The following is a 25,857-nucleotide window of genomic DNA, read 5'->3' on the forward strand; positions in this document are numbered from 1 at the left end:
GACCCTTGACAGTGGTTGCGTGCGCGTCAAATCTGGGCGCAGAGCCGCTCGCCCCAAGGGGAGGCGTTGATGCCTGCAGCGCGGGAATCTCTACTGGACGCCGCTTACGCGGCGCTGGCGCGCCGGCCGTGGTCCGCCGTGCGGATGGTGGACGTGGCCGCGGCGGCGGGAGTGTCCCGGCAGACGCTGTACAACGAGTTCGGCAGCAAGGACGGGCTCGCCCGGGCGCTCGTGAGGAGAGAGGCCGACGGGTACCTCGCCGGGGTCGACCGTGCGCTCACCGGGCACAGCGACCTGCGCGACCGGCTCACCGCCACCGCCGAGTGGATCACCTCGGCGGCCCGCGAGAACACCCTCGTCCGCGCCATGCTCACGGGCTGCTGGAGCGAACGGCTGCCGTCTCCGGCCCTGTCGGCCGTGCCCTCCACCTCCGCCGTACCGGCCCAGCGCCGCGCCGACGGCCCACTGCCCTCACCCGGTGACTTCGTCGCTCTCGTCCGCGACCGGGCCGTCACCGTCCTGGCGGGACCCGGAACCCCCAAGTCCGACACCGCCGACCTGGCCCGCTCCTGCGAACTCGCCGTCCGCCTCGCCCTGTCCTGCGTGGCCGCGCCACCCGACGAGGGTGGCGTCGCCGACCTGGTCCACAGCGTCCTTCAGGGCGAGGCCGGCTGACACGACGTCAGTGCGCCGATCCAGACAACTGAAGCCCGATCACACCGATGATGACGAGGCTGATCGACACGATCTTCAGCGTCGACACCAGGTCGCCGAGGAACACCATGCCGTAGATCGCCGTGCCCGCCGCGCCGATACCGGTCCACACCGCGTACGCGGGACCCACGTCGAGCTTCTTCAGCGCCAGGGTCAGCAGGCCGAAGCTGCCGAGGGCGAAGACGCAGAACGCGATCGTCGGCCAGAGCCGCGTGAAACCGTGCGACAGCTTCAGACACACGGCGAAGCCGGTCTCCAGCAACCCCGCCACTATGACCAGCAGCCACGCCATGAGTCGTTCCTCCCGTATCCCACGTTCAGCGACCGCTTAGTCAGTTTGAGCAAGTCCGCCAGATTGTTCAGCTTCTGGGCGTTCTTGCATCCGGCTTGGTGCGATTATGCACTTACCGTCCGCACGCCATGACAAACAACGCGGAGCTCAGTCGCCTTCCTTCCGCTCCCGCGTGGCCAGCAGCCGCCGCAGCGAGTACAGCCGCGCCGGATCCGCGTGCCCCTCGGCGACCCACGCGTCCAGCGCGCAGTCCGGCTCGTCATGGCTGCACGCGCGCGGGCAGCTTTCGGTGCCCGGCTCCAGGTCCGGGAAGGCGTGGATGACCTGGGACGGGTCCACGTGGTGCAGGCCGAAGGACCGCAGGCCCGGCGTGTCGATCACCCAGCCGTCACTGCCCGACAGCGGCAGCGCCAGCGCCGAGGTGGTGGTGTGGCGTCCTCGGCCCGTCACCGCGTTCACATGCCCGGTCGTACGCCGCTGATCTTCCGGCACCAGCGAGTTGACCAGGGTGGTCTTGCCGACCCCGGAGTGGCCGACGAACGCGGTGATCTTGCCGTCGAGCTGCTCGCGCACGCGGGCGAGGGCGGTTCCGTTCTGCAGTTCCTCGCGGCTGGTGACGACGTGGGGGATGTCGAGGTGGCCGTACAGCTCCAGCAGCTTGTCGGGCGGGGCGAGGTCCGACTTGGTCAGGACCAGCAACGGGTCCAGACCGCCGGCGTAGGCCGCGACCAGGCAGCGGTCGATCAGGCGGGGGCGGGGCTCCGGGTCGGCCAGGGCGGTGACGACCGCCAGCTGGTCGGCGTTGGCCACGACCACGCGCTCGTACGGATCGTCGTCGTCCGCCGTGCGGCGCAGAACGGAGGTGCGCTCCTCGATGCGCACGATCCTCGCGAGTGAGTCCTTCTTGCCCGTCAGGTCGCCCACGATGGCCACCCGGTCGCCGACGACCGCGGCTTTGCGGCCCAGCTCGCGGGCCTTCATCGCCATGACCACGCGGTCCTCGACCAGGCAGGTCAGGCGGCCCCGGTCGACGGTGAGGACGAGGCCCTCGGCGGCGTCCTCGTGCTTGGGCCGGATGTTCGTCCGGGGCCGTGTGTTCCGGCGGCCGGGACGGGTGCGGATGTCGTCCTCGTCGGTGTGCTTGCCGTAGCGGCGCATGACCTGGTCCCCGTGTCCTACGCCCCGAGCATCCCGGTCCACAGGTCGGGGAAGTCGGGCAGGGTCTTTGCCGTCGTCGCCACGTTCTCGATCTGCACGCCCTCCACCGCGAGGCCGATGATCGCCCCGGCCGTGGCCATGCGGTGGTCGTCGTACGTGTGGAAGATCCCGCCGTGCAGGCGGCGCGGGCGGACGTGCAGACCGTCGGCGGTCTCCGTGACGTCACCGCCGAGTTCGTTGATCTCCTTGGTCAGCGCGGCCAGGCGGTCCGTCTCGTGCAGCCGCAGATGGGCCACGCCGCGCAGGGTCGACGGGGAGTCGGCGAGGGCCGCGACCGCCGCGATGCCCGGCGTCAGCTCACCGACCTCGCTCAGGTCGACGTCGATGCCGTGGATCGAGCCGGAGCCGGTGAACACGAGCCCGAACTCGGTCAGTTCGCAGGAGCCGCCCATCTCGGTGAAGATCTCGCGCAGCCGGTCACCGGGCTGGGTGGTGCGGGACGGCCAGTCCGGGACGACGACCCGGCCGCCGGTCACCAGCGCGGCCGCCAGGAACGGCTGGGCGTTGGACAGATCGGGCTCGATCGTCAGATCGCGGCCGAGCAGAGCGCCGGGCGTGACCCGCCAGACGTTGGGCTCGCCGCCCGACTCGGGCGTGTCCACCTGGGCGCCGACCGCGCGCAGCATGTCGACGGTCATCCGGATGTGCGGCATGGAGGGCAGCGTGGCGCCGGTGTGGCGGACCTCGACGCCCTGGTTGAAGCGCGGGCCGGACAGCAGCAGGGCGCTCACGAACTGCGACGAGGAGGACGCGTCGATGGCGACCGTGCCGCCGTCCAGGGCGCCGCTGCCGTGCACGGTCAACGGCAGCGCGCCCCGGCCGTCGTCGTCGATCCGGGCACCGAGCTGGCGCAGCGCGTCGATGACTCCGTTCAGGGGACGCTCGTAGGAGCGGGGGTCACCGTCGAAGCGGACGGGACCGTCCGCGAGCGCGGCGACCGGCGGCAGGAACCGCATCACCGTGCCGGCGTTGCCGACGTCGACCGTGGCCGGGCCGCGCAGGCCCGTGGGGAGCACACGCCAGGCCTCGCCGGTGCCGTCCGGGCCCACGCCCTCCTCGATCTCGATGCCCATGGCGCGCAGCGCGCCGGCCATCAGCAGGGTGTCGCGGGAGCGCAGGGGGCGGCGCAGCCAGCCCGGTTCGGAGGCGAGGGAGGCGAGGACAAGGGCGCGGTTCGTGACCGACTTGGACCCGGGCACGTGGACCGTCGCGTCGACGGCTCCGCTCGCGTGCGGGGCGGGCCAAAGGGCGGTGTCTGCGGTGTTCGGGGCCATGGCTTCACTTTATAAGGAGGCGGTGGCTCGGGTGCGGCGCCGTGGGGGCCGGTCGCGCCCACGCGGCGGAGCCGCACATCGGCGCAGACTCGCGCCCCCGCGGGGCGCGTCACATCTCCAGGAGCCACCTGCCCCCACCGATCAGCGAGCACAGCGACACCGCGTGGAACAGGAACAGCCACAACCCCGCCGGCACGTGCGTCAGCCGCGACAGCTGGTCCGCGTCCGAGTCGCCCGCCCCGCCCCGCGACCGCTTGGCCTGGAGCTCGAACGCCGGACGCACCCCGCCGATCAGCAGGAACCACACCACCACGTACGCGAACGCCGCCTGGACCTGCGGGCCGGCCAGCCAGGACACCAGGACGAACAGGCCGCCGGTGACGATCATGGTGAGGGCGCCGTAGGCGTTGCGGATCATCACGAGCATGGCCAGCAGCAGGGCCGTGGCCAGCCACAGCAGGAGCGTGATGCGGCCGGAGCCCAGCAGGGCCGCACCGCCGAGGCCCAGCAGGGGCGGGGCGGTGTAGCCGGAGGCCGCGGTGAGGATCATGCCGATGCCGTACGGCTTGCCGCGGCTGACGGTCAGGCCGCTGGTGTCCGAGTGCAGCCGTATGCCGGTGAGGGTGCGGCCGGTGAGCAGGGCCACGAGCCCGTGGCCGCCCTCGTGGGCGATGGTGATGGCGTTGCGGGAGACGCGCCACAGGCCGTGCGGGATCACCACGGCGAGCGCGGCCACCAGAGTCGCGATCACGACCCACAGGTCGGGGTCGGGCTGGGTGCCGGAGACCTCGTCCCAGAGGGAGGCGAGGGAGGCGGTTGCGGTGCTGTCCATGTGCGGCGATGGCTCCCTGTGGGCGGATTCAGAGGGGGCGGCGCGAAGCGCCTCGTTGAGGGGTGGTGGTCGGGAGACGGGTGGGCCTGGCAGTGTGGCACGTATGTGCGGACGGTATGCAGCGAGTCGTAGGCCAGAGGATCTCGCAGGAACCTTTGAGATCGAGAAGTGGGAGCCCGAGGAGACTCTGGAGCCCGACTACAACGTGGCGCCCACCAAAGAGGTCTACGCCGTCCTCGACCGCCCTCTGAAAGACGCGGACGACCCGCGACCGGTTCGGCAGCTGCGCACGCTGAAGTGGGGGCTCGTCCCGTCCTGGTCGAAGACCCCCGAGGGCGGCGCCCGGATGATCAACGCCCGCGCGGAGACCGTCCACGAGAAGCCGTCCTACCGCCGCGCCTTCACCTCCCGGCGCTGCATCCTGCCCGCCGACGGCTACTACGAGTGGGTCACCGGCACGCAGGAGCGCGAGCTGGAGGTCGAGGGGAAGAAGAAGCGGCCCCGCAAGCAGCCCTACTTCGTGACCCCGGCGGACGGGTCGGTCTTCGCGATGGCCGGGCTGTACGAGTTCTGGCGGGACAAGACGCTGCCGGACGACCACCCGCAGGCCTGGTGGGTGACGTGCTCCGTCATCACCACCGAGGCCGAGGCGAGCCCGCTGGCGGTCTCCCCGGCGGACGGTCCGCGGGCCCTGGCCGAGATCCACCCCCGGATGCCGCTGATGCTGACGCCGGACCGCTGGGACGCCTGGCTGGACCCGTCCCGCACGGACGCCGACGAGCTGCGCGAGCTGCTCGCCCCGCCGCCCGCCGGGCTGATGCGCGCCTATCCCGTCACGACGGCCGTCAGCAACGTCCGCAACAACGGCCCGGAGCTGCTGAAGGAGCTGGAAGGGCCGGAAGAGGGCACACTCTTCTGACGTGACGGATGTGAACGATGTGACCAATGCGGCAAACGTGACGACGGAGACCGTCGAGACCGACGCCGGCCCCGCCAGAATCACCTGGCACACGGCGGGAAAGCCCCGGCTGGTCCTCGCCGTCAGCCACGGCGCCGGCGGCGGCATCGAGGCCCGCGACCTGAAGGCCCTGGCCGCCGCCCTGCCCGCCCACGGCGTCACCGTGGCCCGTGTGGAGCAGCCCTGGCGAGTGGCCGGGAAGAAGCTCGCGCCCGCGCCGAAGACCCTGGACCTCGGGTGGCGGGGCATCTGGCCCGCCCTCGCCGAGCCCGGCCTGCCGGTCGTGTCCGGCGGACGCAGTGCCGGGGCACGCGTGGCCTGCCGTACCGCCACCGAGCTCGGCGCCCGCGCGGTCCTCGCCCTCAGCTTCCCCCTCCACCCGCCCGGCAGGCCCGAGAAGTCCCGCGCCGCCGAACTGCTGGGTTCCGGGGTTCCCACCCTGGTCGTCCAGGGCGGGAACGACCCGTTCGGGAATCCCGGGGAGTTTCCCGAGGGGCCCTACGAGCTCGTCGAGGTGCCGCACGGCGATCACGGTTTCGCCGTCCCCAAGCGCGCGGAGATCACGCAGGAGGAGGCAGTGGCGGTCATCACGGACGCGGTCGTGGAGTGGACCGGGTCACTCGGGTAAAGCTCCGGGAATGCCGGGGCGGCGAGCACTGTTGTGCGGGACGTACGTGCTGGAGACCAGCACCGACGCCGTAGGAGAGGAAGTCCGCCGCATGGGTTCGACCATCTGCCCGAGCCGCAGCAGCCGTGCCGACCTGGACTGGACGGTGCTGCACGCGGCCAGGACCGCCCCTATTCGGGCGGCGGGCGGACCGGATCGTCGTCTATCCTCCGATTCGGGTGAGACCGGTCTCGGTCTCACGAGAACACTGGAGGAGGTGGGTCCGGTCACTGGGACCGACGCAGGGACCGAACACGGCCAGGCGGAGCAGCCCGAGGGCCAGGGTGGCACGGGCGCGGAGACGGCCGCGGAGCGCAACGCGCGCTTCGAGCGGGACGCGCTCGAGTTCCTCGACCAGATGTACTCGGCCGCGCTGCGCATGACGCGCAACCCGGCCGACGCGGAGGACCTGGTGCAGGAGACGTATGCCAAGGCGTACGCGTCCTTCCACCAGTTCCGTGAGGGCACCAACCTCAAGGCGTGGCTGTACCGGATCCTCACCAACACCTTCATCAACTCGTACCGCAAGAAGCAGCGCGAACCGCAGCGCTCGGCGGCCGAGGAGATCGAGGACTGGCAGCTCGCCCGCGCCGAGTCGCACATGTCGACGGGCTTGCGCTCCGCGGAGTCGCAGGCGCTCGACCACCTGCCCGACTCGGACGTGAAGCAAGCGCTCCAGGCGATCCCCGAGGAGTTCCGCATCGCCGTGTATCTCGCGGACGTCGAGGGCTTTGCGTACAAGGAGATCGCCGACATCATGGGGACACCCATCGGTACGGTGATGTCCCGGCTGCACCGGGGACGCCGTCAGCTGCGCGGCATGCTGGAGGACTACGCCCGTGACCGCGGGATGGTCCCGGCCGGCGCCGGAGAGTCGAACGAAGCGAAAGGCTCGGGGTCATGAGCTGCGGAGAGCCGCACGAGACGGATTGCAGCGAGATCCTCGATCATCTCTACGAGTTCCTCGACCGTGAGATGCCGGACTCGGACTGCGTGAAGTTCGAGCACCACTTCGAGGAATGCTCGCCCTGTCTGGAGAAGTACGGGCTCGAGCAGGCCGTGAAGAAGCTGGTCAAGCGCTGCTGCGGGCATGACGACGTGCCGGGCGACCTGCGTGACAAGGTCATGGGGCGGATCGAGCTGATCCGCTCCGGCCAGGCCGTCCCCGAGCAGGACGTCACGGCTTCGCCTGCCACGCCGCAGGAATCCTGACACTCCTGCGCTTTTCAACTACCCCGCCTCTGAAGGGGTAGTCATCCTCGAACGCATCACTCGAACGTGCTAATCCGCGGGTTATCGGCCCGCGGAGTCCCCCGTCCGCGTCCTAGGCTCCGGGCCTGACGGAGACGGCCGGGGGAGGGGCGTATGGAAGCGGTACCGGTGCGGGCGCGTGTGTACGTCGCCTGTGTCCTGGCCGCCGCCCTCCTCTGTCTGCTGCCGCTGCCGGGCGTCCGTACGCCCTGGTGGGCCGTGGCCTTGCTCGCCGCGCTGTACGCGGGCTGCGAGCGCGTCGCCCGGTCCCGGTTCGTCGGGATCTCCCATCCGGCCGGGACCTTCTACCCCGTGCTGCTCGCCGGTGCCTTCCTGCTGCCCGCGCCCGCCGCCGCCCTGGTGGCCGTGCCCGGTGCACTGCTCTCGCATGTCGAGCAGCGGCCCGTGGCGCTGCGCCGGGTCTGGCGGGCCGCCCAGCTCGTCCTCGGGGTGTGGGCCGCCGCCCGGGTGCACCGGGCGCTCGGCGGACGGGACGCGGTCGCCGCCGGTGACGTGCCCTACGCGCTCGGCCCGGCCGGGGCGGCCGTGCTGGCGTTCTGCCTGGTGCTCGCGGTGCTGGACGGCGGGATCCTGGCCGTCGCCGAGCGCGTGCCGGTGCGGCGGGCCTGGCGGGGGCTCGTGTCGCGCTCCCTCGCGCCCATCGCCGTGCACGGGCTGGCCGGGCTGATGATGGCCGTGCTGTGGCGCAGCCCCTACGGCCCCGTGGCCGCGTTGCTCGTGCTGCTGCCGATGTGCGTCTCCTGGTGGGCCTTCGCGCAGTACCACCGGGAACGGGCCGCCCACCAGGCGACCATCCGGGCGCTCGTCCAGGCCGTCGACATCAAGGACGGCTACACGCGGGGCCACAGCGAGCGGGTCGGGCAGGCCTCCATGATGATCGCGCGCGAGCTGGGCATGGACGACGAGCGCGTCGAGGTGCTCCGGTTCGCCGGGATCCTGCACGACGTCGGCAAGCTCGGCGTCCCCACCCGGCTGCTCAGGAAGGACGGGCCGCTGACGCCCGAGGAGCGGCGGGTGATCGAGCTGCACCCCGAGTACGGGCACGAGATGGTGCGCGGCATCGGCTTCCTCGGGGAGGCCCGCGCCGCCGTGCTGCACCACCACGAACGGCTGGACGGCACCGGGTACCCGTACGGCCTGATGGGCAGTCAGATACCGGAATCGGCCCGGGTCGTGGCGGTCGCGGACGCCTTCGACGCCATGACCTCCACGCGGAGCTACAGCAGGGCCCGGCCCGTCGCGGTCGCCCTGGCGGAGCTGAAGCGGTGCTCCGGCAGCCAGTTCGACCCGGTGATGGTCGCGGCTCTCGTGGAGGCCGTCGGCCGGGCCGGGTGGCGCCCCGCCGTGACCGCCGACGTCGTCGACCCGCCCCGGATCCCCCCGCCCGGCGCACCCGTCTCCAGCCCGCCGGGAGCACACCGGTGAGCGCGCACCGCCCGCCGCCGCTCTTCACCCTCGTCCACGGCTGTGCCGCCCTCCTCGCGGCCGGCTCCCTCGCCGTCACCCTCTACAACGGGCTGGAGGAACGCCGGGTTGCCCTCGCCTTCGGCGTCCTCGTGACCGTCGGGGAACTCGCCCGGCGCAACGGGGCGCAGGTCAGGGAGCCGGCGCCGCTCGGGGCCGCCGCGGCCCTGTCGTACGCGCTGCTCGGCGAGGCCGGCGGGCGGGCCACGCACCACGGCCTCGCCCAGGTCGTCGCCGTCGTGCTGGCCGCCTCGCTGCTCGGCAGCGTGCCGCACGTGGCGCGCGGGCAGGGACCCACGCTCGACCATCTGGCACGCCGGGTGCTCACCGCCGGGTTCGTCGCCGTGTGCTTCCAGCCCCCCTACAACCGGGGCATGTTCGACGACTGGGGCGGCCCCGCCTACGCGCTGCTGCTGCTCGCGCTGCTGTCCCTGACCGCGCTGTGCGACGCGGTGCTCGCCGCAGCGCTGGCACACTCCCGCACCGGCTGGCCCTTCGGGCCGGTGCTGCGGGACGAGCTGCGGGCCGTGTTCGGCATCGGCTCCGCCGTCATCGCGACCGGTGCGGTGATGGCCCTGGCGGTCGCCGTCGTGGGGCTGTGGGCGCTGCCCGTGTTCTCCGTGCCGCTGCTGCTCGCCCAGATGTCGTTCCGCCGCTACGCCGCCGTCCGGGCGACCTACCGGCAGACCATCGCCTCCCTGGCACGGGCCACCGAGGTCGCCGGGTACACCCCCTGCGGACACGCCCGCCGCGTCGCCGCGCTCAGCCAGGCGGTGGGGCGTGACCTGGGCCTCACCGAGCCCGAGCTGGCCGTCCTGGAGTACGCCGCGCTCATGCACGACATCGGCCAGCTGAGCCTCGTCGACCCGGTGCCGTCGGGCGCCACCGCCGACCTGCCCGCCGCGGAACAGCGGCGGATCGCGCTGCTCGGCGGGGCCGTCGTACGGCAGACGGGTGTCGACGAGGCGGTCGCCGTGGTCGTGGAGCGGCAGGCCGACCCCTACGCGGAGCAGCCGCTCGCCGCGCGGATCGTCCGGGCCGTGAACGCGTACGAGGAGAAGTCCCGGGAAGGTGGCCTGGGCGGACCGCTGACGGCGCTGGAGGAACTCCGGCTCGCCACCGCCGGGGAGTACGCCCCGGAGGTGGTGGAATCGCTGGCCCGGGTACTGGCAAGAAGCAGTCTGACCTTGCCCGTGACTGGGTAACCCATGGGTAATGAGCGCCCCGGAGGCCGTACGTGGTTGGATGCGAAGAAGAAGGTGTCCGGGGGCTCGAAACACAGCTACGGCCAGCCCACCGCACGGAACTGGCAGGCGGGAATCGTGAGGATCTTCGGCAAGGGACGGCACCGGCCCTCCGCCTCCTGGCGGCAGGCCACAGACCGGGCGTTCACTCTCATCGGCGATGGCCGGTACGAGGACGCCGGCGCGTTGTTGACACGTGCCGCCGACCTGGAGCCCTGGCTGTCCGAGTCCTGGTTCAACCTCGCCCTGCTGCACAAGTTCCGGCACGACTGGGAGCAGGCGCGGGCGGCGGGGCTCAGGGCCGTGGCACTGCTCGACCGGGACACCGGAGCGCCCGACTGGTGGAACGTCGGCATCGCCGCGACCGCCCTCCAGGACTGGCCGCTGGCCCGGCGCGCCTGGCAGGCCTACGGGCTGCGGGTGCCGGGGCCGCCCAACGACTCCGGTGAGCCCGTCGGCATGGACCTCGGCAGCGCGGCCGTGCGGCTGTCCCCGGAGGGGGAGGCCGAGGTCGTGTGGGGGCGGCGGCTGGATCCCGCGCGGATCGAGGTGTTGTCCATCCCGCTGCCGTCGTCGGGGCGGCGCTGGGGTGAGGTCGTCCTGCACGACGGCGTGCCGCACGGGGAGCGGACCACGGCCGCCGGGCACACCTACCCGGTGTTCGACGAGATCGAGCTGTGGGCGCCGTCGCCGGTGCCGACCTGGGTGGTGCTGCTGGAGGCCGCGACCGAGTCGGACCGGGACGCGCTGGAGCAGCTCGCCGCGGACGCCGGGTTCGCCGCGGAGGACTGGTCTTCTTCGGTGCGTTTGCTGTGCCGGATGTGCTCGGAGTCACGGATGCCGTCCGACGAGGGCGACGGGGAGCATCTCGATCCGCACGATCACAGCGAGCCGGGGCATCCCGGGCCGCTGGGGCATCGGACGGACGGGCAGCTGTGGGTTCCCGAGCGGGAGTGCGGGTTGGCCGCGCCGGCTTCGCTGGTTCGGGGGTTGCTGGACGGGTGGGTCGCCGACAGTCCGGATTCTCGGGATTGGCGGGATTTGGAAGAGGTCTGCTAGATCCGTTGTCGGGTGCGGCGCCGTCGTGGCCGTTCGCGCAGTTCCCCGCGCCCGTGAAGGGGCGCCTGCCCCGTACCCTGTATCAGCATCCCGGCTTGGATTTGTTCAGGAAGGCGTACGTAACGTCATGGCTCAGCAGGACACCGATCAGCAGCGCGCGGGCGTGCTCCCCGTCGATGACGAGGGGTACGTGATCGACACGGAGGACTGCGAGGAGCGCGAGGCGGCCTGGCGGGAGCGGGGGACCTCGCGGCCGATCACGGTGGTCGGGAACCCGGTGCTGCACAAGGAGTGCAAGGACGTCACCGACTTCGGCGACGAGCTCCAGCAACTGGTGGCGGACATGTTCGCCTCGCAGCGCACCGCCGAGGGCGTGGGCCTGGCCGCCAACCAGATCGGCGTCGACCTGAAGGTCTTCGTCTACGACTGCCCGGACGACGAGGGCGCCCGGCACACCGGCGTCGTCTGCAACCCCAAGCTCGTCGAACTGCCCGCCGAGAAGCGCCGGCTGGACGACAGCAACGAGGGCTGCCTGTCGGTGCCCACCGCGTACGCGCCGCTCGCCCGGCCCGACTACGCCGAGGTGACCGGGCAGGACGAGCAGGGCAACCCGATCCGGGTGCGCGGCACCGGGTACTTCGCTCGGTGTTTGCAGCACGAGACCGACCACCTGTACGGCTACCTGTACATCGACCGCCTCTCCAAGCGGGAACGCAAGGACGCGCTGCGGCAGATGGCCGAGAACGAGCCCCGGTACCCCGTCGTCGCGAACGACTGAGACCTCACGATCACCAGGCGCACGGCGTCTGTTCGGGATTCCCGTCCTGAACAGACGCCGTTCGTCTGTGCCGTTCGCCTGTCCGTCGCACGTTCGATCGCTTCTGCTCTCCTGGTGATCCGGTACCAGTCACGCAACGGGAGGTTCCCGGCCCTTGGGGTAGTGAATGAAGCAAATGCGTTCCCAGAACGGTCAGTTGTAGTGCTGAATGGAGGGAGCGGGGCAACGGCGCACGCCCGGCACGGAAGGAGGGGCGCCCGCGCCAACTGGCGGCTGAGAGGGGTTAGTTCGTGCATGCTTTGTCACACGGCACCACATCGACACCGACCACCATCGCGGTTCCACCGTCGCTCTCCCTTCCGGTGATCGAGGCGGCGTTTCCCCGGCAACTCCACCCGTATTGGCCGAAGTGCCAGGAGAAGACCCGGGTCTGGCTGCTCGAAAAGCGGCTCATGCCTGCGGACAAGGTGGAGGAATATGCCGACGGCCTGTGCTACACCGACCTCATGGCCGGGTACTACATCGGCGCCTCCGACGAGGTCATGCAGGCGATCGCGGATTACAGCGCCTGGTTCTTCGTCTGGGACGACCGTCACGACCGCGACATCGTGCACGGCCGCCCCCTCGCCTGGCGGCGGCTGCGGGACCGGCTGCACTCGGCCCTCGACACTCCCAGGGAGCACCTGCACCACGAGGACCCACTGGTCGCCGGGTTCGCGGACAGCGTGCTGCGGCTGTACGCCTTCCTGCCGGCGACGTGGAACCTCCGGTTCGCCCGGCACTTCCACGAGGTGATCGACGCCTACGACCGGGAGTTCCACAATCGCACCCACGGAATCGTGCCCACGGTCGAGGAGTATCTCCGGTTGCGCCGACTCACCTTCGCCCACTGGATCTGGACGGATCTGCTGGAGCCGACCGCGGGATGCGAATTGCCCGACGCCGTAAGGAAACACCCGGCCTATCGGCGGGCCGCGCTGCTGAGCCAGGAGTTCGCCGCCTGGTATAACGACCTCTGCTCACTTCCGAAAGAAATAGCGGGCGACGAGGTGCACAATCTCGGAATAAGTCTCATCACCCATGAGCGGCTGACGCTGGAACAGGCGGTCGCGGAAGTCAGGAGCCGTGTCGAGAACTGCATCATGGAATTCCTGGATGTCGAACAGACAGCATTACGGTTCGCCGACGGCCTCGCCGACGGCACCGTGCGGGGAAAAGAACTCAGCGCCGCCGTGCGGGCCTGCCTGAGCAATATGCGGAACTGGTTCAGCTCTGTCTACTGGTTCCATCACGAGTCCGGCCGGTACATGGTCGACAGCTGGGACGACCGGTCCACGCCCCCGTACGTCAACAACGAAGCGGCAGGTGAGAAATGACCGTCGAGTCTGTGAAGCCTGAAGCCCCCCTGGTTCCGGAGCTGCGGGAACCGCCCCGGGCCAGCGGCGGTGTCCCCGTCCTGGGGCACGGCTGGAAGCTGGTGCGCGACCCGCTGGCGTTCATGTCCCGGCTGCGCGACCACGGCGACGTGGTCCGGCTGAAGCTCGGACCGAAGACGGTGTACGCCGTCACCACCCCGGCGCTCACCGGCGCGCTGGCGCTGAGCAACGACTTCATCATCGCCGGGCCGCTGTGGGAGTCCCTGGAGGGCCTGCTCGGCAAGGAGGGCGTGGCCACGGCGAACGGCCCGCGGCACCGGCGCCAGCGGCGCACCATCCAGCCCGCCTTCCGGCTCGACGCCATCCCCGCCTACGGGCCGATCATGGAGGAGGAGGCGCACGCGCTGACCGAGCGCTGGAAGCCGGGGCAGACCATCGACTGCACGTCCGAGTCCTTCCGGGTGGCCGTGCGCATCGCGGCCCGCTGCCTGCTGCGCGGCGACTACATGGACGAGCGGGCGGAGCGGCTGTGCGTCGCGCTCGCCACGGTCTTCCGCGGGATGTACCGGCGGATGGTGGTGCCGCTCGGACCGCTCTACAAGCTGCCGCTCCCGGCCAACCGGGAATTCAACCGGGCATTGGCCGATTTGCATCTCCTGGTGGACGAGATCGTCGCCGAGCGCCGCGCATCCGGTCAAAAGCCGGACGATTTGCTGACGGCATTGCTGGAGGCGACGGACGAGAATGGCGACCCCATCGGGGAACAGGAGATCCACGACCAGGTCGTCGCGATCCTCACCCCCGGCAGCGAAACCGTCGCCTCCACGATCATGTGGCTGCTGCATATGCTCGCGGAACACCCTGAACACGCGGACCGGGTGCGCGACGAAGTAGAAGCCGTCACCGGTGGGAAGCCGGTGGCATTCGCAGACGTCCGGGGGCTCAGGCACACCAACAATGTCGTGGTCGAGTCCATGCGTTTGAGCCCGGCCGTGTGGATTCTGACGCGGCGGGCGGTGCGGGACACGGAACTCGGCGGATACCGGATTCCGGCCGGGGCGGACATCGTCTACAGCCCGTACGCGATCCAGCGCGATCCGAAGTCGTACGCACGGAACCTGGACTTCGACCCCGACCGCTGGCTTCCGGACCGGGTCAAGGACGTCCCGAAACACGCCATGAGCCCGTTCAGCGTGGGCAACCGCAAGTGCCCGAGCGACCACTTCTCGATGGCTCAGCTGACGCTGATCACGGCGGCGCTGGCCACCAGGTACCGCTTCGAGCAGGTGGCCGGCTCGAACGACAGCACACGCGTCGGCATTACGCTGCGGCCGCACGACCTGCGGGTGCGGCCGGTGGTGAGGTGAGAGCCCTTGGCCTCAGGCCGCCTCCGGGCCCCTGAACGTGCGCCGGTAGGCGTTCGGCGTCGTCCCGATCGCCCGGACGAAGTGGTGGCGCAGTGTGGCCGCGTTGCCGAACCCTGTTCGACCGGCGATCGCGTCCATCGTCTCGTCCGTCGCCTCCAGCAGCCGCTGGGCCAGCAGCACGCGCTGGCGCAGGATCCAGCGGTAGGGAGTCGTCCCGGTCTCCTGCTGGAAGCGGCGGGCGAAGGTGCGCGGGGACATGTGGGCGTGGGCGGCGAGCTGCTCGACGGTGACCTCCTCGTCGAGATGGCGCTCCATCCACGCCAGCACGTCGACGATCGTGTCGCCCTCGGGGTGGGGGAGCGGGCGCTCGATGTACTGGGCCTGGCCGCCGTCGCGGTGCGGCGGCACCACCATCCGCCGGGCGATCTTGTTGGCGACCTCGGAGCCCTGCTCCTTGCGCACCAGGTGCAGGCAGGCGTCGATGCCGGCGGCCGTGCCGGCGGAGGTGATCACCGGGTCCTCGTCGACGTAGAGGACGTCCGGCTCGACGATCACGCGCGGGTACTGCCGGGCGAGGTCCTTCGCGTGCTTCCAGTGCGTGGCGCAGCGGCGGCCGTCCAGCAGGCCGGCCGCGGCCAGCACGAAGACCCCGGAGCAGACGCTCAGCACCCGGGCACCGCGGTCGACCCCGCGCCGCAGGGCGGCCAGCAGCTCCGGGGGGAAGTCCCGGTACGCGTAGCTGTGCCCGGCGGGCACGGCGATCAGGTCGGCCGTCTCCAGCCGCTCCAGGCCGTGCTCGGCCTGGAGCGAGAAGCCCGAGTTCATGCGCAGCACCGGGCCCTCGGCCGAGGCCACGGCGAAGTCGTAGACCGGCAGGCCTTCATCGCTCCGGTCGGTGCCGAAGACCTCGCACACCACACCCAGTTCGAAGGGGTTCACGCCGTCGAGCAGGGCGACGGCCACGTTCTGCAGCATGCCTCCAGTGTGCCTCGCCGGTGGCAGTAATTCGAGGGTCTACGGCAGTACTGCCACTGACGGTAAGGAGTCATCGGCGCGACAGTGGTGTCCATGGACACGAACCAGACGCAGACACTCATCGCAATGATCTTCGTACTCGGGACGCTGGTCCTCCTGGTCCTCCCGTCAGTGATCGGCATCGTGCGCGACCGGCGCGTCGACCGTCAGATCAGGGAGGCCCAGGAGATCCGCGAAGGCGTGGCGGCTCAGAAGTCCTCGTCCAGGTCGACGGTGCCCTCCACCGCCACCTGGTACGCGGAGGGCCGCCGCTCGAAGAAGTTGGTCAACTCCTGAACCCCCTGGAGCTCCATGAAGGAGAAGGGGTTCTCGGAGCCGTACACCGGAGCGAAGCCCAGGCGGGTGAGCCGCTGGTCGGCGACGCACTCCAGGTACTGCCGCATCGACTCGGTGTTCATGCCCGGGAGGCCGTCCCCGCACAGGTCGCGCGCGAACTGGAGCTCGGCCTCGACGGCCTCGCGGAGCATGTCCGTCACCTGCTGCTGGAGCTGGTCGTCGAACAGCTCCGGCTCCTCCTTGCGGACGGTGTCGACCACGTCGAAGGCGAACGACATGTGCATCGTCTCGTCGCGGAACACCCAGTTGGTGCCGGTGGCCAGACCGTGCAGCAGGCCCCGGCTGCGGAACCAGTACACGTACGCGAAGGCACCGTAGAAGAACAGGCCCTCGATGCACGCGGCGAAGCAGATCAGGTTCAGCAGGAAACGGCGGCGGTCGGCCTGCGTCTCCAGTCGGTCGAGCTGGTCGACCTCTTCTGTTCCATCAAATGCAGCCATCCACTTGAAGCAGAACTCGGCCTTCTCGCGGATGGAGGGAATGTTCTCGACGGCCGCGAAGGCCGCCGCCCGGTCGTCGTGGTCGGGGAGGTAGGTGTCCAGGAGCGTCAGATAGAACTGGACGTGGACGGCCTCCTCGAAGAGCTGACGGCTCAGATACAGACGCGCCTCGGGGGAGTTGATGTGCTTGTACAGCGTCAGCACCAGATTGTTCGCGACGATCGAGTCGCCCGTGGCGAAGAAGGCGACCAGCCGGCCGATCAGGTGCTGCTCGTCGGGGGAGAGCTTGGCGAGGTCGGCGACGTCCGAGTGGAGGTCGACCTCCTCCACGGTCCAGGTGTTCTTGATGGCGTCCCGGTAGCGCTCGTAGAAGTCCGGGTAGCGCATGGGGCGGAGGGTCAGCTCGAAGCCCGGGTCGAGAAGGTTCTGGGTCATAACAGTCGGCGCGAAGCGCCGTCCTCCAGGGGTGGCGGTCGGGTGGCGGGTGGGAATTACTGGCAGGCCTCGCAGGACTCGGGGTTTTCCAGGGAGCAGGCGACCGCTTCGGGGTCCGGGGTGGCCTGCGCGGGGACAGCGGCCTGGGCGGCGCGGGCGATGCGGGTCGCCGGGCGCGAGCGCAGGTAGTACGTGGTCTTCAGCCCGGACTTCCAGGCGTAGGCGTACATCGAGGAGAGCTTGCCGATGGTCGGCGTCTCCAGGAAGAGGTTCAGGGACTGGGACTGGTCCAGGAACGGGGTCCTGGCCGCCGCCATGTCGATCAGGCCGCGCTGCGGGATCTCCCACGCCGTGCGGTAGAGGGCGCGCACGTCCTCGGGGATCCAGGCGAAGTCCTGCACCGAGCCGTTGGCCTCGCGCAGGGCCTCCCGGCTGCGGGCGTCCCACACGCCGAGCCGCTTGAGCTCCTGAACCAGGTAGGAGTTGACCTGGAGGAACTCACCGGACAGCGTCTCGCGCTTGAACAGGTTGGACACCTGCGGCTCGATGCACTCGTACACGCCCGCGATCGAGGCGATCGTGGCCGTCGGCGCGATGGCGAGGAGCAGGGAGTTGCGCATGCCGGTCGCGGCGACGCGCTCGCGCAGGGCCGCCCAGCGCTCCGGCCAGGTCAGCTCCACGTCGTAGTGGTCGGGGTGGAGCACGCCCTTGGCCGTACGGGTCTTCTCCCAGGCCGGCAACGGGCCGTTGCGCTCGGCGAGATCGGCGGAGGCCTCGTAGGCGGCGAGCATGATCCGCTCGGCGATGCGGGTGGACAGTGCCTTGGCCTCGGGCGAGTCGAAGGGCAGGCGCAGCTTGAAGAAGACGTCCTGGAGGCCCATGACTCCGAGGCCGACGGGGCGCCACCTGGCGTTGGAACGGCCCGCCTGCTCCGTCGGGTAGAAGTTGATGTCCACGACCCGGTCGAGGAACGTCACGGCGGTGCGGACGGTCTCGTCCAGCCGCTCCCAGTCGATGTCCCCGCCGGCCTGGTCGACGAGCGCGCCGAGGTTGACCGACCCCAGGTTGCAGACCGCCGTCTCCCCGTCGCTGGTGACCTCCAGGATCTCCGTGCAGAGGTTGGACGAGTGGACGACGTGGCCCGGTTCGGCGGTCTGGTTGGCGGTGCGATTGGCGGCGTCCTTGAAGGTCATCCAGCCGTTGCCGGTCTGCGCGAGGGTACGCATCATCCGGCCGTACAGCTCGCGTGCGGGCAGCGTCTTCTTCGCCAGGCCCTTCGCCTCGGCGGCCCGGTACGCGGCGTCGAACTCCTCGCCCCACAGGTCAACCAGCTCGGGCACGTCCGCGGGGGAGAACAGCGACCACTGCGCGTCGGCGTTCACGCGCCGCATGAACTCGTCGGGCACCCAGTGCGCGAGGTTCAGGTTGTGCGTACGGCGGGCGTCCTCGCCGGTGTTGTCGCGCAGCTCCAGGAACTCCTCGATGTCGGAGTGCCAGGTCTCCAGGTAGACCGCGGCGGCGCCCTTGCGGCGGCCGCCCTGGTTCACGGCGGCGACCGAGGCGTCGAGGGTCTTCAGGAACGGGACGATGCCGTTGGAGTGGCCGTTGGTGCCACGGATCAGCGAACCCCGCGCACGGATGCGGGAGTAGGCGATGCCGATGCCGCCGGCGTGCTTCGACAGCCGCGCCACCTGGTGGTACCGGTCGTAGATCGAGTCCAGCTCGTCCTTGGGGGAGTCGAGCAGGTAGCAGGACGACATCTGGGGGTGTCGCGTGCCGGAGTTGAAGAGGGTGGGGGAGGAGGGGAGGTAGTCGAGCCGGCTCATCAGCCCGTAGAGAGCGGCGACTTCGTCGACGGAGCGGCGAGTGTCGTCCTCGGCGAGACCGGCGGCGACGCGCAGCATGAAGTGCTGGGGCGTCTCGATCACCTTGCGGGTGATCGGGTGCCGGAGCAGATAGCGGCTGTGCAGCGTACGCAGGCCGAAGTAGCCGAAGCGGTCGTCGGCGGCCGTGTCGATCAGGGCGTCGAGGCGGGCGGCGTGGACGCGCACGAACTCGGCGGTCCGGTCGGCGATGAGGCCCTCCCGGTGCCCCACCGCGACGGACTCGGTGAAGCACGTGACGCCCTGTGAGGCTGCCTCGGCGCGGATCCCGATCGTCAGCAGGCGTGCGGCCAGCCGGGAGTAGGCGGGATCCTCGGAGATGAGGCCGGCGGCCGCCTCCGTCGCCAGCTCGCGCAACTCCGGCTCGTCGGCCCGCGCGGACCGGCCGCGCAGCGCGGCGGCGGCGATCCGGCCGGGATCGGCGTCGGGGAGGTCGGCGGTCAGCTCGGTCAGGGTCCGCAGCAGCGCGGCACCAGGACCGTCGTGCTCTTCTTCGGCTGCTGAGACCGGATCGGCTGGCGCGATGGTCACGTGGGGCTCTCCCTCGCTCGGCACGGGGGCCTCGCAGGGCAGGGGGCAGCACGCGAGCGCACGCGGCGTCGCGTCCACCGGCCCATTCCACGAGGCCCGGACGTCAGGCACACCGGCCGGACGGCCGGGCGCGCTGTCGGCAGGTCCTCGGACTGACTCCCATACACGCATAAAGAGGCATGGGTACACCGTTGCGGGACAGTTCCGGATTCGCACCGGATTCCCCTGCGGCGACAGCGAGCACGAGCATACATCTTGTGCCGGGTGGCGAAAGCACCCCTAGATGTAGTGCCGCGACGGTTTCACCTGCTTCTGGCGAGGATGCCTCGGCGTTTACGCCGGGAGGAATCGCCTCCTGTCGGCCGCGACGCGGAGCGTCGCCGCGTCGGCTCTTTGCCCGGCGAGGGGCGCCCGCCCACGGCTGCCCGGCGGAGCCGGGGAATGCGAACAGTCGTCCCGCGGGTCACCTGCTGTGGTGAGTGCGGGGCGAATAGCGGTTGTGTGTGCGGATGTCGTACTACGGTCCGATGTCATGAGGCTGGTCGTGCAGGTGAAGTTGCTGCCGACGCCCGAGCAGGCGTCGGCACTTGAGGCGACCCTGCGCGCCTGCAACCGGGCCGCCACCTACGCTTCGCAGGTTGCCTTCGCCGAGAACCTCAAGGACCGCAACGGTCTGCAGAAGGAGGTATACGCGGACCTGAAGGCCACGTTCGGGCTGTCGGCGCAGCCGGCGGTGCGGGCAGTGAAGAAGGTCGTCGACGCCTACGCCACCCTGAAGGCCAACCTTCAGGCCGGAAACCTGGGCTCGCCCACCTCCAAGCGGCACCGCAGGGCGGTCGGCTCACCGATCGCCTTCCGCCCGGAGGCGGCCCAGCCGTTCGACGACCGTTGCCTGTCGTGGCAGTACGACGCACGCACGGTGTCCGTCTGGACCGTCGCCGGGCGGATGAAGGGCATCCGCTTTGTCTGCTCCCCCGAGCAGCTCAAGACCCTCGTGCAGTACCGCAAGGGCGAGAGCGACCTCGTCCAGCGCGGCAGGAAGTGGTTCCTGATCGCCACCTGCGACATCCCCGGCCCGGGGTGTACGAGCCTGCCGATTGGATCGGGGTCGACCGGGGCATCGTGAACCTCGCCACCACCAGCGACGGCACCAACCACCAGGGCCGCCGCTTGTCCCGCTACCGGCGCTGGCAGGCCCGCAAACGTGCCGAATTCCAGGCCAGGCGGCCCCGCTCGGCCACCCGCCGCCTCGCCCGCCGCGCACAGAAGGAACGCCGCCATGCCACCCATGTCTCCTCATGGCCCTTCCACCAGCTCGGACACCACCTCGCCTACAAAGCTCGTAAGGCCGGGGTGCCATTCCTGGAAGTGGACGCACGCCATACCTCGCAGCGCTGCCCGCGCTGCGGTCACACCGAGCGGGCCAACCGGCCCACCCGGGACCATTTCCGCTGTCGTCGGTGCGGGCTCGCTGGCCCCGCCGACGTCGTCGCCGGGGTCAACGTGCGCGACCGCGCACGCTCGGCGTGGGCATTCGTCACCATGCCCGTCCCACACCCGGTCTGACCGGAGAGGGGAGATGCGACCCGTGACCGTCCTGTCGTAGGGGGCAGTCGGGAGCGCGACGAGGTGTGAACGACCGAGCCAACAAGCTCGGCCGTTCAGGGCCGAGAAGGTGACAGCGTCAACTCGTAGGTGAGGAGAGTGATGTCGTCGAGCTCCGGAATCGGGTTCCAGTCGCGCTCCGGGGCACGGACGAAGCCGAGACGTTCGTAGATGCGGTGGGCGGCGTGCATGGTGCGCTGCGTCGACAGGACGACGCGAACGCAGCCGTCCGTCGCGCGGGCGCGGTCGACGCAGGCACGGACGAGAGCCTCTCCGGCGCCCTGGCCGCGGGCCTCGTGGGCGACGGCGAGCATCCGTATCTCGGCCTCCCCGGGAAGGGCGATGTCGGCCATGGGGCCGCCGGAGGGGACGAAGGTGACGCCCCCGAGGAGGTGTTCGCCCCGGGTGGCCACCAGGACGTCCGCGGCGGCGGCCCGCCTGGCCACGTCCTTGAGTTCGCCGAGGTACCAGTCGCTCTCGCCGAAGTCGAGGAGGCCGTCCTCCAGGTAGGCCTGAGCGGTGATCTCGCCGAGGGCGTCGTGTTCGGCGGGCTTCACCCGCCGGATGAGGATGTCCATGGTCCGAGTGTGCGGGACGGGTATGACGACGGGCCGCCGGTTGTCCGCCGGCGGCCCGTCGTCACCTGCGACTCAGTGCGAGGTGCCCGCCGTCGCCGGCGGAAGCTCCACCTGGACGCCGGGGTCGCCCGCGTCCGCCGTGTAGTCCTCCGGCTTGGTCTCGTCGATGCCGTCGGGGGCCTTCAGCGCCCTGAGGACGAAGGTCAGGACGACGGTGACGACGACGTTCAGGACGAACGCCGTGAGGCCGATGTAGCCGATCTCGCCGATGCCCGGGATCTCCTTCGACGAGCCGCCGAAGTGCTTCTGGGTCGGGGAGGCGACGCCGTACGCCGCGACCGTGCCGTAGACCATGCCGACCGCCCAGCCCGCGAGCAGCGCCCAGCGGTGGAACCAGCGGGTGAACAGGCCGCCGACCAGGGCCGGGAAGGTCTGGAGGATCCAGATGCCGCCGAGGAGCTGGAAGTTGATGGCGACCGTCTTGTCCATGGTGAGGACGAAGGCCAGCGCGCCCACCTTCACCAGCAGGGAGACCAGCTTGGAGACCTTGGTCTCCTGGGCGGGCGTGGCGTCGGGCTTGATGAAGTCCTTGTAGATGTTGCGGGTGAAGAGGTTCGCGGCCGCGATGGACATGATGGCCGCCGGGACCAGGGCCCCGATGCCGATCGCCGCGAAGGCCACGCCCGCGAACCAGTCCGGGAACATGGTCTCGAACAGCTGCGGGATCGCCAGCTGACCGTTCTGCACCTTGATCCCGGCCGCGATCGCCATGAAACCGAGCAGCGCGAGCAGGCCCAGCATCAGCGAGTACAGCGGCAGGATCGTGGTGTTGCGGCGGATCACCTCACGGCTCCGCGAGGACAGCGTCGCCGTGATCGAGTGCGGGTACATGAAGAGCGCGAGCGCGGAGCCCAGCGCCAGGGTGGCGTACGTCCACTGCCCCGCCTCCGGCGGCACCAGCGCACCGCGCGGCGCGCCCGTCGCCGGGTTCGTCTGACCGTACGCCTCGCCGGCCCTGGCGAAGATCTCGTCGAAGCCGCCCAGCTTGATCGGGATGTAGATGATCGCCACCGCGATGACGATGTAGATCAGGGTGTCCTTCACGAACGCGATCAGCGCCGGCGCCCGCAGACCCGACGAGTACGTGTAGGCCGCCAGCACACCGAAGGCGATCAGCAGCGGCAGGTCCTTGATGAACCAGTTGGTGTCCTCGCCGCCGCCGACGCCCATCACGTCCAGCACGGCCTGGATGCCGACCAGTTGGAGCGCGATGTACGGCATCGTCGCGAGGATGCCGGTGAGGGCCACGGCCAGGGAGAGGCCCTTGGAGCCGAAGCGGCCGCGCACGAAGTCGGACGTCGTCACGTACCCGTGCTTGTGGGAGACCGACCACAGGCGGGGGAGGAAGGTGAAGATCAGCGGGTACACCAGGATGGTGTACGGCACGGCGAAGAAGCCGGCCGCGCCCGCCGCGTAGATCGCCGCGGGGACGGCGACGAAGGTGTACGCCGTGTACAGGTCGCCGCCGAGCAGGAACCAGGTGACCCAGGTGCCGAACGAGCGGCCACCCAGGCCCCATTCGTCGAGGCTGTGCTCGTTCTCGGCCTTGCGCCAGCGCGCGGCGAGGAAGCCCATGACCGTGACGAGCAGGAAGAAGAAGATGAAGACGGCGAGTGCGACGCCGTTCACGCCGTCCTTCACTCCGACGCACCGCCCTTCGCGGCAGAGCGGGAGCGCTGGTCACGCTGCCACAGCTTGTAGGCGATCATCGTCAGCACGGTGGAGATCAGGACCCACGCCATCTGGTACCAGTAGAAGAACGGGATCCCGATGAAGGCCGGGTCGGTCTTGGCGTACGAGCCGACCCACAACATGGCCACGAAGGGCGCTATGAGGCAGAGAGCGATGACGACGCGCATCGGCGTCACCGTCGCCCCTCTGCCGGCTTCTGGGGCTTGCGACATCAGGCGGCTCCGTCCCCTCAGTGATCACCTGTGCAATGCGCAGGCAATCTAGGTCAGGGTGCGGCGGGAACGGAACCCCTCGTCCGCAATGCGGTACCCAAAAGAAACCGAGCTCAGCAGCGGTCGCTCCGCCCGTGCGTACTAATCCTGAGGCCGCTTCAGACGCGCCACGAACTTGTACCGGTCCCCGCGGTACACCGACCGCACCCACTCCACCGGTTGTCCCTCCCGGTCCAGTGAGTGACGGGAGAGCATCAGCATCGGCAGGCCGACGTCCGTGCCGAGCAGGCCGGCCTCGCGCGGGGTGGCCAGCGAGGTCTCGATGGTCTCCTCGGCCTCCGCGAGATGGACGTCGTAGACCTCGGCGAGCGCGGTGTACAGGGACGTGTACTTCACCAGGGACCGGCGCAGGGCCGGGAAGCGCTTCGCGCTGAGGTGGGTGGTCTCGATGGCCATCGGCTCGCCGTTGGCCATGCGCAGCCGCTCGATGCGCAGCACCCGCCCGCCGGTCGTGATGTCGAGCAGCCCGGCGAGGCGGTCGTCGGCGGTGATGTAGCCGATGTCCAGGAGCTGCGAGGTGGGTTCGAGACCCTGGGCGCGCATGTCCTCGGTGTACGAGGTCAGTTGCAGCGCCTGCGAGACCTTCGGTTTGGCGACGAACGTGCCCTTGCCCTGGATGCGCTCCAGCCGGCCCTCGACGACCAGCTCCTGGAGCGCCTGGCGCACGGTCGTGCGCGAGGTGTCGAACTCCGCCGCCAGTGTGCGCTCGGGCGGGACCGGGGTGCCGGGCGCCTGGGTCTCGGTCATGTCGAGCAGGTGCTTCTTCAGGCGGTAGTACTTGGGCACGCGTGCGGTACGGACGGGTGCCCCGCTCTCGTGCTCCGCACTGCTGATGTCGGTGCTCATGCTCCGCCTTCCCGGCTCCTCTGCCGACACGATCCCACTTGTATACCGTCGGCGCTGCTTTTGGTCTAGTCCACAACTCCAAGTGGTCTACCTGGAGTATGCCGTGCCCGGCTGGGTTTTCGCCGGGTTCTTACTTAAAGGTTCCTGCATATGTAGGTCGCATAACGGCTGGTCAGAGCTCATTCCGGACCCTTGACAGGTCTACAGGTCTGGTCCAAGCTCCCCCTACTGGTCTACACCATTGGTCCAGGGTCCTGGCCCCACGTTCACCGCGGGGAGCAGGGGGGTCGGTGGCATCCCTGAGGAGGGTGGCGTGAAGCGCAAGCTGATATCCGCGATCGGTATCGCGGGCATGGTGGTCTCCATCGCGGCGTGCGGGGGAGAGGGTGGCAGCGGGGGTTCGGACAAGGGCGCGGACGCCAAGGAGCTGACCGTCTGGCTCACCGTCGACGCCCAGAACAACTGGCCGGAGCTGGTGAAGGCCGCCGACGCGGCGGTGAAGAAGAAGCACCCTGGTCTCAAGATCAACCACGAGTACTACGGCTGGCCCGACAAGAACGCCAAGCTCGACGCCGTCCTCGCCACCGACAAGGTCCCCGACGTGGTCGAGATGGGCAACACCGAGATGCTCGGCTACATGGTCAAGGGCGCCTTCGCCCCCCTCGACCCCGCCGAGTTCGACACCTCGGACGCCTGGCTGGACGGCCTCAAGGCCTCGGTGACCTACGACGGCAAGACCTACGGCGTCCCGTACTACGCCGGCGGCCGCGTCGCCAACTGGCGGGGGGACGTGGCGGCCTCGGTCGGGGTGAAGACGCCGCCGAAGACGTACAAGGAGCTCACCGCCGCTCTGGACAAGATCCAGAAGAAGCAGGGCGGCAAGTTCAGCGCCTGGTACCAGCCGACCCGCGACTGGTACGCGGCCATGTCCTTCGTCTACGACGCCGGCGGCGCCATCGCCACCGAGTCGGGCGGCCAGTGGAAGGCCTCCCTCTCCTCGCCCGAGTCCCTCAAGGGCCTGAAGGAGTTCAAGAACGTCGTCGACGACTACATGCACGGCGACAAGACCAAGGACGAGTCCGACCGCTACATCGTCTACGGCCAGGGCAAGTCCGCCATGATCTTCGCCGCCGCGTGGGAGGGCGCGACCGCCGAGGACCCGAAGAACGACAAGTCCGGCAAGCTCAAGGGCAATCTTGAGAACTTCGTGATGCCCGGCCCGTCCGGCAAGAACATGCCCGTCTTCCTGGGCGGCTCCGACCTCGCCGTGCCGGTGAAGTCCGACGCGCAGGCCCTGGCCGCCGAGTGGATCAACGCGTTCACCGGCTCCTCCGGCCAGAAGGGCCTGATGGCCAAGGGCAACCTGCCCAACAACAAGACCGACCTCGCGACGCTGAAGAACGACCCGAAGACGGCGGTCCCCGCCACCGCGGCCGAGTCCAACTGGTTCGTCCCGATGGCCCCCGGCTGGGGCCAGGTCGAGAAGGCGCAGATCCTCCAGACCATGCTCCAGAGCATCGGCACCGGCAAGAAGTCGGTCGAGGCCGCCGCCAAGGAGGCGGACGCCGCGATCGACAAGGTCATCAACACGAAGTGATCTTCGCGCGGGGCTCCCGGCCGGGGAGCCCC

The 25,857-nt window shown here is 70.0% G+C and carries 26 protein-coding genes and 1 riboswitch; of the genes, 15 read left to right on the top strand and 11 right to left on the bottom strand.

Going from position 1 to position 25,857, the window contains the following annotated elements:
* Positions 1–69 precede the first annotated feature (69 nt).
* Positions 70–675: a TetR/AcrR family transcriptional regulator gene (locus CP976_RS28640; RefSeq protein ID WP_150482928.1), complete on the top strand. Its 606-nt coding sequence runs from the start codon at positions 70–72 to the stop codon at positions 673–675.
* Between the two features lie 7 nt (positions 676–682).
* On the opposite strand, the gene CP976_RS28645 is transcribed toward CP976_RS28640, so the two are convergent.
* The 4 genes from CP976_RS28645 to CP976_RS28660 all read right to left on the bottom strand — a co-directional run bounded on the left by CP976_RS28645 (position 683) and on the right by CP976_RS28660 (position 4,330).
* Positions 683–1,006: a DMT family transporter gene (locus tag CP976_RS28645; protein WP_086600180.1), complete on the bottom strand. Its 324-nt coding sequence runs from the start codon at positions 1,004–1,006 to the stop codon at positions 683–685.
* Positions 1,007–1,153: 147 nt separating this feature from the next.
* Positions 1,154–2,164: a ribosome small subunit-dependent GTPase A gene (rsgA, locus tag CP976_RS28650; RefSeq protein ID WP_150482929.1), complete on the bottom strand. Its 1,011-nt coding sequence runs from the start codon at positions 2,162–2,164 to the stop codon at positions 1,154–1,156.
* Between the two features lie 17 nt (positions 2,165–2,181).
* Positions 2,182–3,498 (bottom strand): 3-phosphoshikimate 1-carboxyvinyltransferase, encoded by a 1,317-nt coding sequence (gene aroA / locus CP976_RS28655; protein WP_150482930.1) that lies wholly within the window; start codon positions 3,496–3,498, stop codon positions 2,182–2,184.
* 109 nt (positions 3,499–3,607) lie between these two features.
* Complete coding sequence (locus CP976_RS28660) at positions 3,608–4,330, bottom strand: M50 family metallopeptidase (RefSeq protein ID WP_059416546.1); 723 nt, start codon at positions 4,328–4,330, stop codon at positions 3,608–3,610.
* 103 nt (positions 4,331–4,433) lie between these two features.
* Between CP976_RS28660 and CP976_RS28665 the strand changes: the two genes are divergently transcribed.
* The 10 genes from CP976_RS28665 to CP976_RS28710 all read left to right on the top strand — a co-directional run bounded on the left by CP976_RS28665 (position 4,434) and on the right by CP976_RS28710 (position 14,515).
* Positions 4,434–5,249 (top strand): SOS response-associated peptidase, encoded by an 816-nt coding sequence (locus CP976_RS28665; protein ID WP_150482931.1) that lies wholly within the window; start codon positions 4,434–4,436, stop codon positions 5,247–5,249.
* Between the two features lie 19 nt (positions 5,250–5,268).
* The gene (locus CP976_RS28670) at positions 5,269–5,916 is read left to right on the top strand and encodes an alpha/beta hydrolase family protein (RefSeq protein WP_229875575.1); all 648 of its coding nucleotides are present in this window, start codon (positions 5,269–5,271) and stop codon (positions 5,914–5,916) included.
* A gap of 256 nt (positions 5,917–6,172) precedes the next feature.
* A complete protein-coding gene (sigR, locus tag CP976_RS28675) occupies positions 6,173–6,859 on the top strand; it encodes an RNA polymerase sigma factor SigR (RefSeq protein WP_086846661.1) in 687 nt (228 codons plus the stop codon).
* On the top strand, positions 6,856–7,167 hold the full coding sequence (gene rsrA, locus CP976_RS28680; protein ID WP_033314427.1) for a mycothiol system anti-sigma-R factor: 312 nt from the start codon (positions 6,856–6,858) through the stop codon (positions 7,165–7,167). The genes sigR and rsrA overlap by 4 nt, the downstream gene beginning before the upstream one ends.
* Before the next feature lie 153 nt (positions 7,168–7,320).
* Positions 7,321–8,652 (top strand): HD-GYP domain-containing protein, encoded by a 1,332-nt coding sequence (locus tag CP976_RS28685; protein ID WP_150482933.1) that lies wholly within the window; start codon positions 7,321–7,323, stop codon positions 8,650–8,652.
* The gene (locus CP976_RS28690; protein ID WP_190146894.1) at positions 8,649–9,896 is read left to right on the top strand and encodes an HD-GYP domain-containing protein; all 1,248 of its coding nucleotides are present in this window, start codon (positions 8,649–8,651) and stop codon (positions 9,894–9,896) included. Before CP976_RS28685 ends, CP976_RS28690 begins: the two co-directional genes overlap by 4 nt.
* A gap of 117 nt (positions 9,897–10,013) precedes the next feature.
* Positions 10,014–10,994, top strand: coding sequence for a tetratricopeptide repeat protein (locus CP976_RS28695; RefSeq protein WP_150485542.1), 981 nt, complete (start codon positions 10,014–10,016; stop codon positions 10,992–10,994).
* Positions 10,995–11,121: 127 nt separating this feature from the next.
* The gene (def, locus tag CP976_RS28700; RefSeq protein ID WP_086849715.1) at positions 11,122–11,772 is read left to right on the top strand and encodes a peptide deformylase; all 651 of its coding nucleotides are present in this window, start codon (positions 11,122–11,124) and stop codon (positions 11,770–11,772) included.
* Between the two features lie 290 nt (positions 11,773–12,062).
* Positions 12,063–13,148: an epi-isozizaene synthase gene (cyc1, locus tag CP976_RS28705; RefSeq protein WP_150482935.1), complete on the top strand. Its 1,086-nt coding sequence runs from the start codon at positions 12,063–12,065 to the stop codon at positions 13,146–13,148.
* On the top strand, positions 13,145–14,515 hold the full coding sequence (locus CP976_RS28710; protein ID WP_150482936.1) for a bifunctional albaflavenone monooxygenase/terpene synthase: 1,371 nt from the start codon (positions 13,145–13,147) through the stop codon (positions 14,513–14,515). Before cyc1 ends, CP976_RS28710 begins: the two co-directional genes overlap by 4 nt.
* Positions 14,516–14,527: 12 nt before the next feature.
* Here the strand turns inward: CP976_RS28710 and CP976_RS28715 are convergent, their stop codons facing one another.
* Positions 14,528–15,490 (bottom strand): GlxA family transcriptional regulator, encoded by a 963-nt coding sequence (locus tag CP976_RS28715; protein ID WP_150482937.1) that lies wholly within the window; start codon positions 15,488–15,490, stop codon positions 14,528–14,530.
* A 93-nt stretch (positions 15,491–15,583) separates the two neighbouring features.
* Here CP976_RS28715 and CP976_RS28720 point away from each other — a divergent pair, with 93 nt between their 5' ends.
* The gene (locus CP976_RS28720; RefSeq protein WP_086849729.1) at positions 15,584–15,826 is read left to right on the top strand and encodes a hypothetical protein; all 243 of its coding nucleotides are present in this window, start codon (positions 15,584–15,586) and stop codon (positions 15,824–15,826) included.
* On the opposite strand, the gene CP976_RS28725 is transcribed toward CP976_RS28720, so the two are convergent.
* On the bottom strand, positions 15,739–16,761 hold the full coding sequence (locus tag CP976_RS28725; protein WP_150482938.1) for a ribonucleotide-diphosphate reductase subunit beta: 1,023 nt from the start codon (positions 16,759–16,761) through the stop codon (positions 15,739–15,741). The genes CP976_RS28720 and CP976_RS28725 overlap by 88 nt on opposite strands.
* Positions 16,762–16,817: 56 nt before the next feature.
* Positions 16,818–19,175 (bottom strand): ribonucleoside-diphosphate reductase subunit alpha, encoded by a 2,358-nt coding sequence (locus tag CP976_RS28730; RefSeq protein ID WP_150482939.1) that lies wholly within the window; start codon positions 19,173–19,175, stop codon positions 16,818–16,820.
* A 121-nt stretch (positions 19,176–19,296) separates the two neighbouring features.
* Positions 19,297–19,425: riboswitch (cobalamin riboswitch) on the bottom strand.
* Between the two features lie 282 nt (positions 19,426–19,707).
* Here CP976_RS28730 and CP976_RS43870 point away from each other — a divergent pair.
* Both CP976_RS43870 and CP976_RS43875 read left to right on the top strand, forming a co-directional pair.
* On the top strand, positions 19,708–20,301 hold the full coding sequence (locus CP976_RS43870) for a hypothetical protein (RefSeq protein ID WP_229875576.1): 594 nt from the start codon (positions 19,708–19,710) through the stop codon (positions 20,299–20,301).
* The gene (locus CP976_RS43875; protein WP_229875577.1) at positions 20,298–20,741 is read left to right on the top strand and encodes a zinc ribbon domain-containing protein; all 444 of its coding nucleotides are present in this window, start codon (positions 20,298–20,300) and stop codon (positions 20,739–20,741) included. Before CP976_RS43870 ends, CP976_RS43875 begins: the two co-directional genes overlap by 4 nt.
* Before the next feature lie 95 nt (positions 20,742–20,836).
* Here CP976_RS43875 and CP976_RS28740 read toward each other — a convergent pair whose 3' ends face one another.
* The 4 genes from CP976_RS28740 to CP976_RS28755 form a co-directional block, all read right to left on the bottom strand.
* Positions 20,837–21,358 (bottom strand): GNAT family N-acetyltransferase, encoded by a 522-nt coding sequence (locus tag CP976_RS28740; protein WP_150482940.1) that lies wholly within the window; start codon positions 21,356–21,358, stop codon positions 20,837–20,839.
* 72 nt (positions 21,359–21,430) lie between these two features.
* Entirely contained in the window at positions 21,431–23,059 is a 1,629-nt protein-coding gene (mctP, locus tag CP976_RS28745) for a monocarboxylate uptake permease MctP (protein ID WP_150482941.1), read from the bottom strand.
* Positions 23,056–23,322, bottom strand: coding sequence for a DUF3311 domain-containing protein (locus CP976_RS28750; RefSeq protein WP_150482942.1), 267 nt, complete (start codon positions 23,320–23,322; stop codon positions 23,056–23,058). Before CP976_RS28750 ends, mctP begins: the two co-directional genes overlap by 4 nt.
* 141 nt (positions 23,323–23,463) lie before the next feature.
* Positions 23,464–24,228: a GntR family transcriptional regulator gene (locus tag CP976_RS28755; RefSeq protein ID WP_150482943.1), complete on the bottom strand. Its 765-nt coding sequence runs from the start codon at positions 24,226–24,228 to the stop codon at positions 23,464–23,466.
* 313 nt (positions 24,229–24,541) lie between these two features.
* On the opposite strand from CP976_RS28755, the gene CP976_RS28760 reads away from it, so the two are divergent.
* Positions 24,542–25,825 carry an extracellular solute-binding protein gene (locus CP976_RS28760; protein ID WP_150482944.1) on the top strand — a complete coding sequence of 428 codons (1,284 nt, stop codon included), beginning with the start codon at positions 24,542–24,544 and terminating at the stop codon, positions 25,823–25,825.
* The last annotated feature ends 32 nt before the right edge of the window (positions 25,826–25,857 follow it).

This window comes from Streptomyces coeruleorubidus (assembly GCF_008705135.1).
GTDB lineage: Bacteria > Actinomycetota > Actinomycetes > Streptomycetales > Streptomycetaceae > Streptomyces > Streptomyces coeruleofuscus.

Coding starts and splice junctions, on each gene's coding strand:
- CP976_RS43870 (WP_229875576.1), top strand. CDS start 19,708: ATGAGGCTGGTCGTGCAGGTGAAGTTGCTGCCGACGCCCGAGCAGGCG.
- CP976_RS28710 (WP_150482936.1), top strand. CDS start 13,145: ATGACCGTCGAGTCTGTGAAGCCTGAAGCCCCCCTGGTTCCGGAGCTG.
- CP976_RS28645 (WP_086600180.1), bottom strand. CDS start 1,006: ATGGCGTGGCTGCTGGTCATAGTGGCGGGGTTGCTGGAGACCGGCTTC.
- rsgA (WP_150482929.1), bottom strand. CDS start 2,164: ATGCGCCGCTACGGCAAGCACACCGACGAGGACGACATCCGCACCCGT.
- rsrA (WP_033314427.1), top strand. CDS start 6,856: ATGAGCTGCGGAGAGCCGCACGAGACGGATTGCAGCGAGATCCTCGAT.
- CP976_RS28750 (WP_150482942.1), bottom strand. CDS start 23,322: ATGTCGCAAGCCCCAGAAGCCGGCAGAGGGGCGACGGTGACGCCGATG.
- CP976_RS28720 (WP_086849729.1), top strand. CDS start 15,584: ATGGACACGAACCAGACGCAGACACTCATCGCAATGATCTTCGTACTC.
- CP976_RS28725 (WP_150482938.1), bottom strand. CDS start 16,761: ATGACCCAGAACCTTCTCGACCCGGGCTTCGAGCTGACCCTCCGCCCC.
- def (WP_086849715.1), top strand. CDS start 11,122: ATGGCTCAGCAGGACACCGATCAGCAGCGCGCGGGCGTGCTCCCCGTC.
- CP976_RS28660 (WP_059416546.1), bottom strand. CDS start 4,330: ATGGACAGCACCGCAACCGCCTCCCTCGCCTCCCTCTGGGACGAGGTC.
- aroA (WP_150482930.1), bottom strand. CDS start 3,498: ATGGCCCCGAACACCGCAGACACCGCCCTTTGGCCCGCCCCGCACGCG.
- CP976_RS28685 (WP_150482933.1), top strand. CDS start 7,321: ATGGAAGCGGTACCGGTGCGGGCGCGTGTGTACGTCGCCTGTGTCCTG.
- CP976_RS28640 (WP_150482928.1), top strand. CDS start 70: ATGCCTGCAGCGCGGGAATCTCTACTGGACGCCGCTTACGCGGCGCTG.
- CP976_RS28715 (WP_150482937.1), bottom strand. CDS start 15,490: ATGCTGCAGAACGTGGCCGTCGCCCTGCTCGACGGCGTGAACCCCTTC.
- CP976_RS28740 (WP_150482940.1), bottom strand. CDS start 21,358: ATGGACATCCTCATCCGGCGGGTGAAGCCCGCCGAACACGACGCCCTC.
- CP976_RS28665 (WP_150482931.1), top strand. CDS start 4,434: ATGTGCGGACGGTATGCAGCGAGTCGTAGGCCAGAGGATCTCGCAGGA.
- CP976_RS28755 (WP_150482943.1), bottom strand. CDS start 24,228: ATGAGCACCGACATCAGCAGTGCGGAGCACGAGAGCGGGGCACCCGTC.